The 17390-nt window shown below is 70.0% G+C and carries 16 protein-coding genes; 3 read left to right on the forward strand and 13 right to left on the reverse strand.

The window, feature by feature from the left end; translation table 11 throughout:
* Positions 1-35: 35 nt before the first annotated feature.
* From AB0M87_RS00130 to rimP, 3 genes are all read right to left on the reverse strand, one after another.
* Positions 36-314, reverse strand: a complete 279-nt coding sequence (locus AB0M87_RS00130; RefSeq protein ID WP_365848843.1) for a YlxR family protein — start codon at positions 312-314, stop codon at positions 36-38.
* A gap of 107 nt (positions 315-421) precedes the next feature.
* Positions 422-1438: a transcription termination factor NusA gene (nusA, locus tag AB0M87_RS00135; RefSeq protein WP_365848844.1), complete on the reverse strand. Its 1017-nt coding sequence runs from the start codon at positions 1436-1438 to the stop codon at positions 422-424.
* 2 nt (positions 1439-1440) lie between these two features.
* Entirely contained in the window at positions 1441-1938 is a 498-nt protein-coding gene (gene rimP / locus AB0M87_RS00140) for a ribosome maturation factor RimP (protein WP_365848845.1), read from the reverse strand.
* A 150-nt stretch (positions 1939-2088) separates the two neighbouring features.
* Between rimP and AB0M87_RS00145 the strand changes: the two genes are divergently transcribed.
* Genes AB0M87_RS00145 through AB0M87_RS00155 form a run of 3 tightly spaced genes read left to right on the forward strand, consistent with a single transcriptional unit; the run spans position 2089 to position 3964 of the window.
* Positions 2089-2616, forward strand: coding sequence for a hypothetical protein (locus AB0M87_RS00145; RefSeq protein WP_365848846.1), 528 nt, complete (start codon positions 2089-2091; stop codon positions 2614-2616).
* Positions 2616-3068 (forward strand): ferritin-like domain-containing protein, encoded by a 453-nt coding sequence (locus AB0M87_RS00150; RefSeq protein ID WP_365848847.1) that lies wholly within the window; start codon positions 2616-2618, stop codon positions 3066-3068. The genes AB0M87_RS00145 and AB0M87_RS00150 overlap by 1 nt, the downstream gene beginning before the upstream one ends.
* On the forward strand, positions 3065-3964 hold the full coding sequence (locus tag AB0M87_RS00155; RefSeq protein WP_365848848.1) for an aminoglycoside phosphotransferase family protein: 900 nt from the start codon (positions 3065-3067) through the stop codon (positions 3962-3964). Before AB0M87_RS00150 ends, AB0M87_RS00155 begins: the two co-directional genes overlap by 4 nt.
* Positions 3965-4009: 45 nt before the next feature.
* On the opposite strand, the gene AB0M87_RS00160 is transcribed toward AB0M87_RS00155, so the two are convergent.
* From AB0M87_RS00160 to AB0M87_RS00205, 10 genes are all read right to left on the reverse strand, one after another.
* Positions 4010-5704, reverse strand: coding sequence for a proline--tRNA ligase (locus AB0M87_RS00160; RefSeq protein ID WP_365848849.1), 1695 nt, complete (start codon positions 5702-5704; stop codon positions 4010-4012).
* 134 nt (positions 5705-5838) lie between these two features.
* Complete coding sequence (locus AB0M87_RS00165) at positions 5839-6393, reverse strand: GNAT family N-acetyltransferase (RefSeq protein ID WP_365848850.1); 555 nt, start codon at positions 6391-6393, stop codon at positions 5839-5841.
* A gap of 51 nt (positions 6394-6444) precedes the next feature.
* Positions 6445-7290 carry a GNAT family N-acetyltransferase gene (locus AB0M87_RS00170; RefSeq protein ID WP_365848852.1) on the reverse strand — a complete coding sequence of 282 codons (846 nt, stop codon included), beginning with the start codon at positions 7288-7290 and terminating at the stop codon, positions 6445-6447.
* Positions 7291-7542: 252 nt separating this feature from the next.
* A complete protein-coding gene (gene ispG / locus AB0M87_RS00175) occupies positions 7543-8697 on the reverse strand; it encodes a flavodoxin-dependent (E)-4-hydroxy-3-methylbut-2-enyl-diphosphate synthase (protein ID WP_365848854.1) in 1155 nt (384 codons plus the stop codon).
* Between the two features lie 174 nt (positions 8698-8871).
* Positions 8872-10176: a site-2 protease family protein gene (locus AB0M87_RS00180; RefSeq protein ID WP_365848856.1), complete on the reverse strand. Its 1305-nt coding sequence runs from the start codon at positions 10174-10176 to the stop codon at positions 8872-8874.
* Entirely contained in the window at positions 10173-11423 is a 1251-nt protein-coding gene (gene dxr, locus AB0M87_RS00185; RefSeq protein WP_365848857.1) for a 1-deoxy-D-xylulose-5-phosphate reductoisomerase, read from the reverse strand. The genes AB0M87_RS00180 and dxr overlap by 4 nt, the downstream gene beginning before the upstream one ends.
* 77 nt (positions 11424-11500) lie before the next feature.
* Positions 11501-12271 (reverse strand): hypothetical protein, encoded by a 771-nt coding sequence (locus AB0M87_RS00190; RefSeq protein ID WP_365848858.1) that lies wholly within the window; start codon positions 12269-12271, stop codon positions 11501-11503.
* Between the two features lie 37 nt (positions 12272-12308).
* Positions 12309-13562: a 3-phosphoshikimate 1-carboxyvinyltransferase gene (gene aroA, locus AB0M87_RS00195; protein WP_365848859.1), complete on the reverse strand. Its 1254-nt coding sequence runs from the start codon at positions 13560-13562 to the stop codon at positions 12309-12311.
* A 73-nt stretch (positions 13563-13635) separates the two neighbouring features.
* Complete coding sequence (locus AB0M87_RS00200; protein ID WP_365848860.1) at positions 13636-15624, reverse strand: acyl-CoA dehydrogenase family protein; 1989 nt, start codon at positions 15622-15624, stop codon at positions 13636-13638.
* A gap of 149 nt (positions 15625-15773) precedes the next feature.
* A complete protein-coding gene (locus tag AB0M87_RS00205) occupies positions 15774-17219 on the reverse strand; it encodes an aldehyde dehydrogenase family protein (protein ID WP_365848861.1) in 1446 nt (481 codons plus the stop codon).
* Positions 17220-17390: the final 171 nt, after the last annotated feature.

Genomic DNA, 17390 nt, shown 5'->3' on the forward strand with positions numbered 1-17390 from the left:
ACCTGACCGCACGGGGTCCCGTGCCGTTCTCTGTCTTACGGTGCTGCCTGCTCGACATACTGGTACAGCGCCGCACTGTCGAGCGGTCCCCGGACCTTGAAGGCCCTGGAGAACGCCCGGCGGCGGACCGCCAGATCGAGGCAGACCGAGGCGGGATGCAGATACGCACCCCGGCCGGGCAGCGTACCGCGCGGATCAGGGACGCAAACCCCCTGCACCGCCACGATGCGCAGCAGATCGCTCTTGGCCGCACGCTCCCGGCATCCCACGCAGGTTCGCTCAGGGCAGACTGGAGCAGCTGTCCGGCCAGACACTTTTAAGTCTACCTCCCCGTAGCGACCTCACCCATGGGGGGCGGAAATCGAACGGATGTTGTCTTGATCTTTTCCGGTTTCTGCGGAGCCGGGCGGGAGCGGGCCGTTCAGTCCTGGTCGGACATGCGGTCCGGCGCCTGTTCCGGCGTCTGCTCGGTGTCCGGGCGGATGTCGATGCGCCAGCCGGTCAGCCTTGCGGCCAGCCTGGCGTTCTGCCCTTCCTTGCCGATGGCGAGGGAGAGCTGGTAGTCGGGGACCGTGACCCGCGCGGAGCGGGCTCCCAGGTCGACGATCTCCACCTTGCTGACCCGGGCCGGCGAGAGCGCGTTGGCCACCATCTCGGCCGGGTCGTCCGACCAGTCCACGATGTCGATCTTCTCGCCGAGCAGTTCGGCCATGACATTGCGCACACGGCTGCCCATCGGGCCGATACAGGCGCCCTTCGGGTTGAGCCCCGACCGGGTGGACCGGACCGCGATCTTGCTCCGGTGACCGGCTTCGCGGGCGATGGCCTCGATGACCACCGAACCGTCGGCGATCTCCGGGACCTCCAGCGCGAAGAGCTTCTTCACCAGGTTCGGGTGGGTGCGCGACAGCGTCACGGACGGGCCGCGGACGCCCTTGACGACCCGCACCACATAGGTGCGCAACCGCAGGCCATGGGTGTAGTTCTCGCCCGGCACCTGCTCCTGCACCGGCAGGATCGCTTCCAGTTTGCCGATGTCGACCAGTACGTTCCGCGGGTCCTTGCCCTGCTGCACGACGCCGGCGACGACGTCGCCCTCACGCCCGGCGTACTCACCGAACGTCAGGTCGTCCTCCGCGTCCCGCAGCCGCTGCAGGATGACCTGCTTGGCCGTGGTCGCGGCGATCCGGCCGAAGTCGGACGGGGTGTCGTCGAACTCCCGGGCCTCCTGGCCCTCTTCGAGATCCGCCGGGTCCTCCTTCGCCCAGACCGTCACGTGACCGTTGTCGTGGTCCAGGCTGACGCGCGCGAGGCGGCGGCTTCCCTCGGTGCGGTGGTAGGCGATGAGGAGGGCCGACTCGATCGCCTCGACCAGCAGGTCGAAGGAAATCTCCTTCTCCTTCGCCAAGCCCTTCAGAAGCTTTACGTCGATGTCCATGGCTACGCCTCCTCTTCCTTCTTGTCCTTGCGGTTGAACTCGAGCTCGACACGTGCCTTGGCGATCTCCGCGAAGGTGACCCGGCGGGCGGTGGGCTTGCGCCCCTTCACGCCCGGCACTTCGAGGTCGAGCCCTTCGTCGTCCACGCCGAGAATGCGGGCGATCAGCTCGCCGTCCTCGTGCAGTGTCAGCTTGGCCAGGCGGCCGGTGGCCCGTACGTAGTGGCGGTGCTCCGACAACGGGCGGTCCGCGCCCGGCGAGCTGACCTCGAGGACGTACTCGTCCTCGCCCATCACGTCGCTCGCGTCGAGCTTCTCGGAGATGGCGCGGCTCAGCTCGGCGCAGGTGTCGAGCTCCACGCCCTCGTCGGAGTCCACAACGACCCTCAGTACACCGCGGCGGCCGGCCCGGGACACGTCGATCTCTTCCAGATCCAGGTCCTTGGCGGCGACGAGCGGTTCCAGCAGCCCGCGCAGCCTCTCGCTCTGGGTGGTGCTCATCCGGGTGACTCCTCGGCCGCGTGTGCTGTTGTGGGATCGTCGCGTGTCGGATCAAAGGGTATCCGGTCGCCGGGGGTGTTGCCGTCCTGCCGCCATTGCCTCGCAGGTACGCTCGCCAGCGGTGATCACTTCGAGGGGCCAGGAGAACAGGTGCGGCGCACGGGGACCACACGCAGACACCTGCTGAGCGTGACGGGCGTCACCGGGGCCGGTCTGCTGACCGGTTGTTCGGACCGGCCCGCTGCACACCGTACACAGGGTGCGGCGGCACCTGACGCCACGGACGCACTGCGGCAGCGCTCGGCACGGACCAGCGGGGCGCTGCTCGCGCTCTACGACGCGGTGCTCGCACGGCACACCGATGCGCGGACCGACCGGCTGGCGAGGCCGCTGCGCGACGCGGTCGCCCAGCACGTCAAGGCGTTGTCGCCGGTGACCGGAGCGACGCCCCGCCCGTCCCTACGACCCACGCCTTCGGCGACGGCCGCCGCGGCTCCCCCGGCGGTCCCGGCCGACCCCGGCGCCGCGGTGACGGCGCTGGCCGCGGCCGAGCGGCACACAGCCGACGCCCATGTTGCCGCGCTCCTGGAGGCACCGCCGGAGCTGGCCAGGCTGCTGGCCTCGGTCGCCGCCGCCTCCTCCGTCCACGCCTATCTGCTGTCGCGGGGTGACTACTGATGAGTTCGCTGGAGGCGGCGCAGGCCGCGCTCGCCGCCGAACACGCGGCCGTGTACGGCTACGGGGTCGTCGGCGGCCGGATCGCCCCCAGCAGGCTCACCGAGGCCCGCCAGGCGTACGACGCCCACCGCGCCCGGCGCGACTCGCTGGCCCGTACCGTGCGCGACCTGGGCGGCAGGCCGGTCGCCGGGTCGGCCGCCTATGCCCTGCCCTTCGCGGTGGCCGGTTCCGCCGACGCGGTGCGGCTGGCCGCGGATCTGGAGGACCGGGTGGCCGATGTCTATTCGGATCTGGTGCGTGCCGCCCGGGGGCCGCTCCGGCACGAAGCGGCGCTCGCGCTGCGGGAGGCGGCGGTGCGGGCGGTGCGCTGGCGGGGCGGCGGCAGCGTAGCCTTTCCGGGGCTCGTCGAGCGGGCAGCCCCCAGTGCCGGAAAGGGAACCACGCACGTATGACTTTCGAACCGCCGCAGCGGCTTGTCAGGGCGCTCGGCGAGACATACGGGGAAGCCGCCGCCGACGACTGGCTGGGCCGGATTTCGACCGCCACGCAAGCGGCACTCGACGTACGGGAGTTGACGGCCGAGCGGGTGCAGGCCCCGGGCGGCCGCAGCTGCCTGGTCGTTCTGGTGCGGCAGACCGACGGGGACCCCGCCGTGCTCAAAGTGGCACCGGCGTTCGCCCGGCCCGATCTCGAGCGGGCTGCGCTGGCGCACTGGAACGGCTGGGGCGCGGTGCGGCTGCTCGAAGGCACGGCAGACGACACCGCGCTGCTGATCGAACGGCTGCACCCCGAGGTCTCACTGCATTCGCTGCCGGAGGCCAAAGCGCTGCTCGAGGCAGCGGGCACGGTACGGAAACTGTGGATCGAGCCGCCGGCCGGCCACCCCTTCGAAACGGTGCCCGAGCGGAGCGCGCGCCAGGCCGCCGCGATGCGTGCGGCGGCCGAGCCCCTGGTGGCCCCGCTGGTGGACGCCGCGCTGGCCGCCCGCGACGAACTGACCGCGGCCCCCGCCGAGCAGGTGCTGCTGCACGGCAACTTCCGGCAGAGCAAGGTCCTCGCGGGTGAACGCACACCGTGGCTGGCGGTGGGCCCCGATCCGCTCGTCGGGGAACGCGCCTACGACCTGGCCCGGCTGGTGCGCGACCGGGTGGACGATCTGGTCGCTGCCGCAGTCGGCTCTTCGACGGTACGGCGCCGGGTGAACCGCCTCGCGGACTCACTCGAGGTGGACGCCGACCGAGTGCGGGGCTGGACGCTGTTCCGGGCGGTGGAGTCGGGGGTGCGGGCGCTGGCCGCCGGGCGGCGGCAGGACGGGGAACTGCTGCTGGAGTTCGCGGGCTGGCTGTAGCGGTCCGGGGGCTCCGCCCCCGGACCGACTCGGCTCGCAGGTCCCTCAGCCGGCGAGCCGCACGACCGCCTCGTCCACCGTGAGCTCCTCGCGCTCACCCGTCCGCCGGTCCTTGAGCTCGAGTACGCCCTCGGACGACCGCCGCCCGGCGACCAGAATCCGCGGAACACCGATCAGCTCGGAGTCGGTGAACTTCACCCCGGGCGAGATACCGGGACGGTCGTCGACCAGGACCCGGACCCCGGCCGCGCCCAGCCTCTCCGCCACGTCGAGCGCCAGCTCCGTCTGCAGCGCCTTGCCGGCGGCGACGACGTGCACGTCGGCGGGCGCCACCTCGGCGGGCCAGCACAGGCCCTTGTCGTCCGCCGACTGCTCGGCGAGGGCGGCGACCGCGCGGGAGACCCCGATGCCGTACGAGCCCATGGTGACCCGCACCGGCTTGCCCTGCTGGCCGAGGACGTCGAGCTGGAAGGTGTCGGCGTACTTGCGGCCCAGCTGGAAGATGTGGCCGATCTCGATCGCCCGGTCCAGCTGGAGGCCCGCACCGCAGGACGGGCAGGGGTCCCCCGCCTCGACGACGACGACGTCGAGGTAGTCGTCGACCTCGAAGTCCCGCCCGGCGACCACGTTCCGGGCGTGGGTGTCGGGCTTGTTGGCCCCGGTCACCCATGCCGTGCCGGCCGCGATCCGCGGGTCGGCGATGTAACGGACCTTTTCCAGTCCCTGCGGGCCGACATAACCGCGCACCAGGTCGGGACGGCCCTCGAAGTCCTCGGCCGTGACCAGCTCGACGACGGCGGGGGCCAGGTGCTCGCCCAGCTTGCCGAGGTCCACCTCGCGGTCGCCGGGGACGCCGACGGCCACGATTTCGCCGTCCACCTTCACCAACAGGTTCTTGAGCGTGGCGGACGCGGGGATGCCCAGCAGCTCGGCCAGGGACTCGATGGTGGGGGTGTCGGGGGTGTCCAGCTCCTCGAGGAGACCGTGTTCGGCGGCCGCGGGCTGCGCCGCCTTGAAGGTCACGGCCTCGGTGTTGGCCGCGTAGTCGCAGTTCGGGCAGTCCACGAAGGTGTCCTCGCCGGCCGCGGCCGGTGCCAGGAACTCCTCCGACGCCGAACCGCCCATCGCTCCCGAAACGGCGGAGACGATGCGGTGGTCGAGCCCCAGCCGCTGGAAGATCTTGATGTATGCCTCGCGGTGCAGCCGGTAGGACTCGGCGAGCCCCTCGTCGGTGGTGTCGAAGGAGTACGAGTCCTTCATCTGGAACTCACGGCCGCGCAGCACACCGGAGCGGGGACGCGCTTCGTCCCGGTACTTGGTCTGGATCTGGTAGAGCATGACCGGCAGGTCCTTGTAGGACGTGCACTGGTCCTTGACGGTCTGGGTGAAGATCTCCTCGTGGGTGGGCCCGAGGAGGTAGTCGCCGCCCTTGCGGTCCTTCAGGCGGAAGAGCAGGTCGCCGTACTCCTCCCAGCGGCCGGACGCCTCGTAGGCATCCTTCGGGAGCAGCGCGGGGAGCAGGACCTCCTGGGCGCCGATGGCGTCCATCTCCTCGCGGACCACGCGGGAGATGTTGTCCAGGACCTTCTTGCCGAGCGGCAGCCACGTCCAGATGCCGGCCGCGTTACGGCGTACGTAACCGGCGCGGACCAGCAGCTTGTGGCTGAGCGTCTCCGCGTCCGCCGGGTCGTCGCGCAAGGTCTTGACCATCAACCGGGACATGCGCTGGACCTGGGCCATGGTGACTCTCCTGCTTGGCTGTGTTTCCGGAGGACTGGAGTTTTCCGGAGGACTGTCTTTCCGGATGCAATGCGCCGGACCCCCGTAAGTGATGTCAGGAGGTTAACCGGGCCCGGCGGGCGGGCGGAAATCGGTTAGTGGGCGTCCGGACGGAGCGGACGCAGGAGCGGGAGCGGGGCGCCCATCACGGCGTATGGCAGTCCGGCGCTCGGGAAGTGGACCTGCCGGGCGAGGTCGGTGTAGCCGAGGGCCCGGTAGAGGCCCCGGGCCGGGCTGTCGGTGTCGATCGCGGAGAGGATCGAGCGCGGCAGGCGGGACCCGTCGGTGAGGGTGGTGATCAGCGTGCGACCGATGCCCCGGCCCTGGAAGTCGGGGTGCACGTGCAGCTCGGTGATCACGAAGGAGTCGTTGAGCCAGCCCTCGGTGCCGGTGCGGCGCAGATACGGTTCCACGACCGTCGACCACCAGTGACGGCGGTCGTTGGGCATCCCGTAGACGAAGGCGACCAGCCGGCCGTCGGCGGTGGTCGCGCCGAGGGCTCGGGCACCGGGGTTCTGCAGATGGCGCAGCACGATGTAGCGGCGCACCCCGACCTCGTCCTCAGTGAGCCCGAACGCGAGAGCCTGCACGGCCAGTGCCTCGTCGACCCGCGCGGCGAGATCGACGGGCCCGACCACTACGTCATCCATGGTCGGCACCCTAACGTCACCACCCCGGACCCTGAACAGCCCGTCGCCGCGCTAGAACAGCACACTCATGAAGGCGCCGACCTCACGGAAGCCGACCCGGCGATAGGACGCACGGGCCGCCGTGTTGAAGTCGTTGACGTACAGGCTGACGACGGGGGCGACATCGGTGAGCGCGTAGCGCAGGACCGCCGCCATGCCCGTCTCGGAGAGACCTTGGCCGCGGTACTCGGGGGCGACCCAGACGCCCTGGATCTGACAGGCCCGTGGGGTTGCGGCGCCGATCTCCGCCTTGAAGACCACATTGCCGTCCTCGATCCGGGCGAACGAGCGGCCGGTTCCGACCAGTTCGGCCACCCGGGCCTGGTACAGCAGCCCGCCGTCCCCCGCCGTCGGCGATACGCCGACCTCCTCGGTGAACATGGCCACACAGGCCGGCATGATCAGGTCCACCTCGTCCTTACGGATCCGGCGGACCAGCGGGTCCGGCGGGACATCGGGCGACGGCTGCTCGGTCACCATCAGCGGCTGGCTGGCACGGACCTCCCTGGCCGGACCCCAACTCGGTTCGAGCAGCTTCCAGAGCAGGGCGGTGGGCTCGGCGGGTCCGACGATGGAGGAGCAGCGCCGGCCGGCTCGTCGGGCGCGGTCGGCGAAGGCACGAACGGCTTCCGGGCCGGCGCAGATAGGGACCAGGTTGGCACCGGAATAACAGAGCGAGCGGAGCCGTCCGCCGGAGTACCAGCCCCACATCTCGCCGCCGAGCCGCCAGGGGTCGAGGCCGGCGACCTGGACCCGGGACGTGACGAAGGCGTTGACGACGGGCTCGCTGTGCAGAAGGGCGAGCGCCGCGTCGAGGTCGCCCGGTTCGAGAACCCGGGTCGTCGTCTGCGTCAACACGAAAGCCGCTCCATCACTCCTCACGGGCAACGACAGGGCGTCGCACGTCTTGCTAGCGTTATCACCCACCCCTGAGGAAGCGGGTCGGGGCTCGACCGTCGCGTCGTGCGAGAAGCCCCTTCGGGGGCGCAGTCGGACGGTCCGCCGGTCTCCGCACTGTACCCGGAGAAGTTGGGGAGCACCGCACACGCAAGAGGCCGGAGCCCACCCCCGGGCAGGGGCAGGCTCCGGCCTCTTGTCACAAACCGCAGGTCAGCTGATGGAGACCTCGGGCTCGCCACTCATCACGCCGTCCTTTTCCATCTGCTCGGCGATCTTCATGGCTTCCTCGATGAGGGTCTCCACGATCTTCGACTCCGGGACGGTCTTGATGACCTCACCCTTCACAAAGATCTGACCCTTGCCGTTGCCCGACGCCACACCCAGATCGGCCTCACGCGCCTCACCCGGACCGTTCACCACACAGCCCATCACCGCGACGCGCAAGGGCACTTCCATGCCCTCCAGGCCCGCCGTCACCTCATCGGCCAGCTTGTACACGTCCACCTGCGCCCGCCCGCACGAGGGGCAGGAAACGATCTCCAGGCGCCGCTGCCGAAGATTCAACGACTCCAGAATCTGGATGCCGACCTTGACCTCCTCGGCCGGCGGAGCCGACAGCGAGACCCGGATGGTGTCCCCGATGCCCTCACTGAGCAGCGCCCCGAATGCCACCGCCGACTTGATCGTGCCCTGGAACGCCGGGCCCGCCTCCGTCACACCCAGGTGCAACGGGTAGTCCGACTGCGCCGCGAGCTGCCGGTACGCATTCACCATGATCACCGGGTCGTTGTGCTTCACCGAGATCTTGATGTCACGGAACCCGTGCTCCTCGAAGAGCGACGCCTCCCACAACGCCGACTCCACCAAGGCCTCAGGAGTCGCCCTTCCGTACTTCTGCAGCAACCGCGCGTCCAGCGAACCCGCGTTCACCCCGATACGAATCGGTGTGCCCGCATCCGACGCCGCCTTCGCGATCTCCTTCACCTTGTCATCGAACTGCTTGATATTGCCGGGATTCACCCGCACCGCGGCACATCCGGCATCGATCGCGGCGAACACGTACTTCGGCTGGAAGTGAATGTCCGCGATCACCGGGATCTGCGACTTGCTCGCGATCGTCGCCAACGCGTCAGCGTCATCCTGCGTCGGACACGCCACCCGCACGATCTGGCAACCCGAAGCGGTCAACTCTGCGATCTGCTGCAGCGTCGCACCGATGTCCGAGGTCCGCGTCGTCGTCATGGACTGCACCGACACCGGCGCATCTCCGCCGACCGCCACCGACCCGACCTGGATCTTCCGGCTGACCCTGCGGTCGGCGAGCTTGATCGGAACGTCCGGCATTCCGAGAGAAATCGCAGTCATGCGCAGTGCATCCCCAAGGTGTCGATCGAGGTCCCGAAATCAACGGGCTTCGGCCTTCGAGATTACGGCACCGCGCGGACGGGGCGAACACCCGCGCCCATAACGGCCGTCCAAACCACCCGTTGGTGAGCGGCCGCACACATCGGGTGCACGGTCGCCACCGACGGTCCGTTCTCAGGTGATTTTGACCGGGTTGACGATGTCGGCCACCAGGACGAGCAGGGTGAAGCAGATGAAGACACCCGCCACGACGTAGGCGACCGGCATGAGCTTCGCCACGTCGAACGGGCCCGGGTCCGGGCGCTTGAAGATTTTGGCGAGGTTGCGCCGCAGCGCCTCCCAGAGCGCTCCGGCGATGTGTCCGCCGTCCAGCGGCAGCAGCGGCAGCATGTTGAAGAGGAACAGCGACAGGTTGAAGCCGGCCAGCAGGAACAGCATCATCGCGATCTGGTTCTGCGCCGGTACGTGCAGCGTCATCACCTCGCCGCCGATACGTGCCGCACCCACCACACCGACCGGGGAGTCGGCCTTGCGCTCGCCGCCGTCGAAGGCGGCGTTCCAGAGGTCCGGGATCTTGGACGGCATCGCGACGATGGAGTCGACACCGTTCTGGATCATGTCGCCCATCCGGTTCACGGATGCGCCGAAGGAGAGCGGTTTGATCTCGGTCTGCGCCGCGAAGCCGAGGTACCCGGCGGCGATGAACTTGTCCGGGACGACGTCACCGTTCGAGTCCTTCTTGGCCACCATGTTCTTGGCCAGGGTGGCGTGCAGGGTCTGCTGCTGTCCGTCGCGCACCACCGTGAGGGTGGCCGGGCCGATGGTGTCACGGATGTCGTCCGAGAGGGTGGCCCAGTCGGAGACCCGGTGCCCGTCGAAGGCGACGATCTTGTCGCCCTTCTTCAGGCCGGCCGCCTGCGCGGGAGAGACCGGGTCGCCCTTCCGGCAGGTCTGCCGCTTCTCGCTCTGCGAGATGACGCACTTCTGGACGCCCGCCACCTCGGTGGTCTGGGTCTGGAAGCCGAAGGACATCGCGACGCCGAGGAAGATCACCACGGCGAGGATCAGGTTCATGAACGGGCCGGCGAACATCACGATGACGCGCTTCCACGGCTTGCGCGTGTAGAAGAGCCGCTGTTCGTCACCGTCCTCCAGCTCCTCGAAGGCGGCCGACCGCGCGTCCTCCACCATGCTGCGCCAGGGAGAGGTCGAACGGGCCTCGATCTTCCCGTCCGGTCCCGGCGGGAACATCCCGATCATCCGGATGTAGCCACCGGCCGGGATCGCCTTGAACCCGTACTCCGTGTCGCCCTTCTTCCGCGACCAGATGGTCGGGCCGAAACCGACCATGTACTGCGGCACCCGGATCCCGAAGAGCTTGGCCGTCGAGAGATGGCCCAGTTCGTGCCAGGCGATCGAGAAGAGCAGCCCGAAGGCGAAAATGATGATGCCGAGGACCGTCAACAGAATCGTGGTCATGCGCGAGCCTCCGCTGTGGCCTTCTGGGCGAGTTCACGGGCCCGGGCACGCGCCCAGGTCTCCGCTTGCAGGACGTCCGCGACCGTGAGGGAAGTTCCCGTACGGGGCTCGCCATGCTCGGTCACGACTGCGGTGACCGTATCCATAATCCCGTTGAAGGGCAGCTTTCCGGCGAGGAAGGCGTCGACGCACTCCTCGTTCGCCGCGTTGAACACGGCCGGCGCGGTGCCTCCGGCGGCGCCGACCCGGCGGGCGAGAGCGACCGACGGGAAGGCCTCGGTGTCCAGCGGGAAGAACTCCCAGCTGGACGCCCTGGTCCAGTCGAAGGCGGGCGCCGCGTCCGGAACGCGGTGCGGCCAGCCCAGACCGATGGCGATCGGTCCGCTCATGTCGGGCGGAGTGGCTTGGGCCAGCGTCGAGCCGTCGGTGAACTCCACCATGGAGTGGACGTACGACTGGGGGTGGACGACGACTTCGATGCGGTCGAAGGGGATGTCGTAGAGGAGGTGTGCCTCGATGACCTCCAGTCCCTTGTTGACCAGCGTCGCGGAGTTCACGGTGATCACCGGGCCCATCGCCCAGGTCGGGTGCGCCAGCGCCGCCTCGGGGGTGACGTCCGCCAGTTCGGCCCTGGTGCGGCCGCGGAAGGGCCCACCGGACGCGGTGACGACGATCTTGCGTACGTCCGCTCGCTTGCCTGCCGCCAGCGCCTGGAAGAGCGCGGCGTGCTCGGAGTCGACGGGGATGATCTGGCCGGGGCGAGCCAGTGCCTTCACCAGGGAGCCGCCGACGATCAGCGACTCCTTGTTGGCGAGCGCCAGCGTGCGGCCCGCCCGCAGGGCGGCCAGGGTGGGAGCGAGCCCGATCGAGCCGGTGATGCCGTTCAGCACGGTGTGGCACTCGGAGGCCGCGAGCTCGGTGGCCGCGTCGGGTCCTGCCAGGATCTCCGGCATCGGCTCGGAGCCGAACTGGTCCTTCAGCGCTTCACGCAACGCCGGCACCGCGTCCTCGCGGGCGACCGCGACCTGCCGGACACGCAGCCTGCGCGCCTGCTCGGCGAGGAGTGCGACGCGTCCACCTGCGGCGGAGAGTGCCGTCACACGAAAGCGGTCGGGGTTGCGCAGCACCAGGTCGATGGCCTGGGTGCCGATGGACCCGGTCGAGCCGAGGACGACGATGTCCCGGCGTCCTTCGATCGGATCGAAGGCGATGTGCGGGTCGGCGAGGGGGGCAGGGCTGTCGCTCATGACCCCATTGTGGCCGCAACGGCTGTCCGTCAGGACACTGCGCCCCGGATCCGGGACGGCATGCCATGGATCGGGGCTCACTTCGTGGCTGCGCGGAACTTCTTCCACTGGTCTTCGATCACGCTCCCGGGTACCCCGCGTACGTCCTTGGGGGAGTCGATCTCGGTACGGAAGGAGAGTGTGGTGGACCCGGACCGCACGACGGTCAGGTACTCGTAGTGCTTCTGTTCTCCGCCGGCGTCCCGGACGGTGAAGCGGAACGCCGCCGCCTCGTCCCCGGTCCTGGGCGCGGTGAGCGTCCGGACGTCGAGGTAGTGGGCCTCGGCGACGGACCTGTCCTCGGTGAAGCCGTCCCTGCAGACGGTCCCCGCCCGGCCGAGCGCCTTCATCACCCGGGCCGCGCCCCCGTGCGCGTACGAGCGCAGCTGTACGGCGGTGGTCTCCCGCAATGGTTCGTCGGGCCGGTAGACCTCCCGGTTCGCCTCGGCGACGGGCGCACCGTACCGGCGGGTGCCCTTCTTGAGGCTGACGAACGGCAGGCAGTCGGCGGGGCGGGCGGAGTACTCGTCGCCGAAGGGGCTGTCCAGGTCGTACTCGCTCACGATGAACGCACCGACCTTCTCGCCCTCGGTGAAGGACGCCGCGGTGAGCCGTGCCGTGCTGAGCGGACCCGGCACCCCGTCGGTCTCTGCGGTGGGTCCGCCGTCCTGGCGTCCCCCACTGCTGCCGCAGGCCACCGCACCGGCGCAGAGCACAGTGACGAGTGCGGCGGCCGCCGCACGGCACCACTGCCGTGCCTCCGTCTGGTACATCCCCCGCCCCCACGGTCCGATCCCGGTGCCGTTCATTCTCCGGCACCGAGGTGGCCGGGGTCTGCCGGATCGGTCAATCCGTACGGTGTCCTTCGCCTCGCCAGGTGCGCTGCAGCGCATCGAACACGCGGTGGAAGTCCGGGTACGTCTTCCGCACGCAGCCGGGGTCGTCGAAGGTGATGCCCGGTGCGCGCATGCCGGTGACGGCGAAGGACATGACGATGCGGTGGTCACCATGCGTGGTGATCGGGGCGGGTCGGGGGGTGCCCGGCCGGATCTCGATCCAGTCAGGTCCGGTCGCGACGTCGATGCCGAGCGCCCGGAGATTCTGCGCGCACGCCTCGAGGCGATCGCACTCCTTCACCCGGGTATTGCCGACGTCCTCGATACGAACCGGGCCGGTGGCGTAGGGGGCGATGGCGGCCAGGGTGGGCATCGTGTCGGAGATGTCGCGCATGTTGACGGTGAGGCCCTGCAGGCGGTCCGGGCCGGTGACCGTGGTGCCCGAGGCGGTGCTGCGCACCACGGCGCCCATTCGCCGGAGCACCTCGACGAACCGCAGGTCGCCCTGGAGCGCGCCGGTGCCGAGCCCCGGGACGGTGACCTCCCGACCGGTGACCGCGGCCGCCGCGAAGAAGTAACTGGCCGTGGAGGCGTCCGGTTCGATCGGGTACGCCGTTGCCCGGTAGCCGCCCGGTGGCACCGTGAAGACCCGGCCCTCGCGCGCCACTTCCACGCCGAAGCTGCGCATCATCGCCAGCGTGATCTCGATGTACGGGGCGGAGACCAGGTCGGTGACGGTGATACGAAGGCCCTCCGCCGTCAGCGGGCCGAGCATCAGCAGCGCGGTGAGGTATTGCGACGACTGGCCGGCGTCGAGGGTGAGTTCGCCGCCCTTGATGCCGGACGCGACGATCCGCAGCGGGTGGTGTCCCTCGGCTTCCTCATGGACGAGGTCGACGCCCAGCTCCTGGAGTGCGCGGGTGAGCGGGGCCAGCGGGCGGCGGCGCATCTGGGCCGACGCGTCGAAGCGGAAGGTGCCGTGGCCGGCCGCGGCCAGGGTGGGCAGGAAGCGGGCGGTGGTGGCGCCGTCCCGGCAGAAGACGTCGGTGTCGGCGGTTCCGGGTCCGGCGGGCCTGCCCTCGATGCGCCAGGAGCCGGGGCCGCGCTCGACCCGGTAGCCGAGCCGGACCAGGCCCTCGGCGAACCCCTCGGTGTCGTCGGACACCAGCGGGCGTCGCAGGGTGGTGGTGCCCTCCGCCGCGGCGGCCAGGAACAGCGCGCGGGCGGTCACGGACTTGGAGCCGGGGATTTCGATCACGGTCACGGGCGGACATTCTGCCGTGCCGGTGCGCTGAGCGCCGGGGCGGTCCGGACCGTGGACCGCCCCGGCGCCGGGCTCAGCGGATCGGGCGGCGGACGTTGTCCTTGCCGGAGGGCCCCGGTGTCGCGTCCGCGATCCAGGCGCCCTCTCCCGAGGGGTCGATGATGCCCTGCTCCAGCCAGGTGTAGGTGCCCGAGAGCACACCGGAGACGACCTTGTGGTCCAGGTCGTCGGTGTTGTTCCAGAGCCGGCCGAAGAGTTCCTCGACCCGGACGCGGGACTGGCGGCAGAACACATCGGCCAGTTGGTACGCCTCGCGGCCGTTGGCCCCGGTGGTGCGCAGCAGTTCGGCACGGACGCAGGCCGCGCTCATGGCGAAGAGTTCCGCGCCGATGTCGACGATGCGGCCGAGGAAGCCCTGCTTGGTCTCCATCTTCCCCTGCCAGCGCGACATGGCGTAGAAGGTCGACCGGGCCAGCTTCCTGGCGGAGCGCTCGACGTAGCGCAGATGCGTGGCGAGATCCGGGTGACCGTCCGGGTGGAAGGCGGCGTAGGTGCCCGGCAGTCCGCCGGGACCCGCGACCAGCTTCGGCAGCCAGCGGGCGTAGAAGGCGGTGGCCTGGGCTCCTGCCTTCGCCTTGTCCGACAGGGACTTCTCCGGGTCGATCAGGTCACCGGCCACCGAGAGATGAGCGTCGACCGCCTCCCGGGCGATCAGCAGATGCATGATCTCCGTGGAGCCCTCGAAGATCCGGTTGATCCGCATGTCGCGGAGCATCTGCTCGGCGGGCACCGGCCGTTCGCCGCGGGCCGCGAGCGAGTCCGCCGTCTCGAAGCCGCGGCCACCGCGGATCTGGACCAGTTCGTCGGCCATCAGCCAGCCCATCTCGGACCCGTACAGCTTGGCCAGCGCGGCCTCGATACGGATGTCGTTGCGGTCCTCGTCGGCCATCTGGGAGGAGAGGTCGACCACCGCTTCGAGCGCGAAGGTCGTTGCCGCGATGAAGGAGATCTTGGCACCGACCGCTTCGTGCTTGGCGACCGGCCTGCCCCACTGCTCCCGCTCGCCGGACCACTCCCGCGCGATCTTCAGGCACCATTTGCCGGCCCCCACACACATCGCGGGCAGCGAGAGGCGGCCGGTGTTGAGGGTGGTGAGGGCGATCTTGAGGCCGGCGCCCTCCGGGCCGATGCGGTTCGCCGCCGGGACCCGGACCTGGTGGAAGCGGGTGACACCGTTCTCCAGGCCGCGCAGGCCCATGAAGGCGTTGCGGTTCTCGACGGTGATGCCGGGCGAGTCGGCCTCCACGACGAAGGCGGTGATACCGCCCTTGCGCTCGTCCGTCCTGGGGACGCGGGCCATCACCACCAGGAGGTCGGCGACGACGCCATTGGTCGTCCAGAGCTTCACCCCGTCGAGAACGTACGAGTCGCCGTCCGGCACCGCGGTGGTCGCGAGACGGGCCGGGTCGGAGCCGACATCGGGCTCCGTGAGGAGGAACGCCGAGATGTCCGTACGGGCCAGCCGAGGCAGGAAGGTGTCCTTCTGCTCCTGGGTGCCGAACAGTTTGAGCGGCTGCGGTACGCCGATCGACTGGTGGGCGGAGAGCAGTGCGCCGACGGCCGGACTCGCCGAGCCGACGAGGGCGAGCGCCTTGTTGTAGTACACCTGCGTGAGGCCGAGGCCGCCGTACTTGATGTCGATCTTCATGCCCAGCGCGCCGAGCTCCTTGAGCCCGTTGATCGTCTCGTCGGGGATCCGGGCCTCGCGCTCGATCAGCGCGCCATCGATCCGGGTCTCGCAGAAGTCGTGCAGCCTCGACAGGAATTCCTCGCCGCGCCGGGCTGCCTCGGCGTCCGGCAGGGGATGCGGATGGATCAGGTCGAGCCGGAAGCGGCCGAGGAACAGTTCCTTCGCGAAGCTGGGCTTGCGCCAGTCCTGTTCACGAGCCGCCTCGGCCACGCGGCGTGCTTCCTGCTCGGTGACCTTGGGCTTGCCCTGCTCGCCGTACTTGTTCGAGTCCGGCTTGTCCTGTGGCTGGGTCTTGTTCAGTGGTGCGGTCATGAGGGGCACTCCTCACCGCGAGGTTCGGGTGGACGCACCTACCCGCTACCGAGCGGTGCTACTCGTCCGTATGTACCCCATTCCTGGCCCATCGACCACCCCGCGTATGCCGGTGGAGTGGTCGATGGGGCAGAAGGTGCCCGATCGGGTCAGAGTGAGACGCCGGTGAAGACCATGACCCGTTCGTAGGTGTAGTCCTCCATCGCGAAACGCACACCCTCGCGGCCGACGCCGGACTGCTTGGCGCCGCCGTACGGCATCTGGTCGGCGCGGTACGAGGGCACGTCACCGATGATCACGCCGCCGACCTCGAGGGCGCTGTGGGCGCGGAACGCGGTCTGCACGTCGTGGGTGAACACACCGGCCTGGAGGCCGTACTTGGAGTCGTTGACGGCGGCGAAGGCCGCCGCCTCCCCGTCGGCCTTCGTCAGCGAGAGCACCGGCCCGAAGACCTCCTCGCAGGCGAGGGTGGTGTCCGCGGGCACGTCCGAGAGCACGGTCGGTGCGTAGGCGGCGCCGTCCCGGGTGCCGCCGGTGAGCAGCTGCGCGCCGGCCTTCACGGCCTCGTCGACCCAGGCCTCGACCCGCTTCGCGGCGTCCTCGCTGACCAGCGGTCCGACGTCGGTGGAGTCGTCGGCCGGATCGCCGGTGCCCTGCTGGGCGACGGCCGCCACGACCTTGGGGACGAGTCGCTCGTACACCGAGGCGTCCGCGATCACCCGCTGCACGGAGATGCAGGACTGGCCGCCCTGGTAGTTCGAGAAGGTCGCGATCCGGGACGCGGCCCGGTCGAGGTCCTCCTCGGAGGCGTAGTCGGCGAGGACCACGGCCGCGCCGTTGCCGCCGAGCTCCAGGGTGATGTGCTTGCGCGGCACCGAGTCCATGATCGCGTAGCCGACCTTGTCGGAGCCGGTGAAGGAGATCACCGGCAGGCGCTCGTCCTGGACCAGTGCGGGCATCCGGTCGTTGCCCACCGGAAGGATGGACCAGGAGCCTGCGGGCAGCTCGGTCTCGGCGAGCAGCTCGCCGAGGATGAGCCCGGAGAGAGGTGTCGCCGGGGCGGGCTTGAGGATGATCGGGGCGCCGACCGCGATCGCCGGGGCGATCTTGTGGGCGCAGAGGTTGAGCGGGAAGTTGAACGGCGCGATACCGAGGACGGTGCCCCGGGGGAAACGGCGGGTCAGGGCCAGCCGGCCGACGCCACCGGCGTCCGTGTCGAGGCGCTGCGCCTCGCCACCGTTGTAACGGCGGGCCTCCTCGGCGGCGAACCGGAACACCGATACGGCACGCCCCACTTCACCGCGGGCCCACTTGATGGGCTTGCCGTTCTCGGCGGTGATCAGCTGCGCGATCTCCTCCGTGCGCTCGGCGAGGCGGCGGGAGACGTGGTCCAGGGCGGCGGCCCGTATGTGTGCGGGGGTCGCGGCGAACTCGTCCCGCACGGAGTGCGCGGCGGCCACCGCCTCCTCGACCTGGGCATCGGTGGGCACCGACGCGACGCCGACCAGGCGGCCGTCCCAGGGCGACGTGACGTCGAGGGTGTCCTTACCGGTGGCCTGGCGGCCGGCCAGCCAGAAGGCATGGGGGGAGGTCATGGGGTTCCGGCCCTTCGCGTGGTGGGTTGGTGTCCCCACGGTAGGGGCGCCGGGTGTTCTTCGATTTGGACGGCGTGGAGTGGTCGGGTGGCCCGGCGCGCCGGAATGTCGTGCCGTGGGCTTCCGCTGCGCGGGGCCTGTCCGCTCGCCGCCCCTTCCCGCACCGGGGGC

Origin of the sequence: Streptomyces sp. NPDC051320 (genome assembly GCF_040682175.1) — a bacterium.
Lineage (GTDB): Bacteria > Actinomycetota > Actinomycetes > Streptomycetales > Streptomycetaceae > Streptomyces.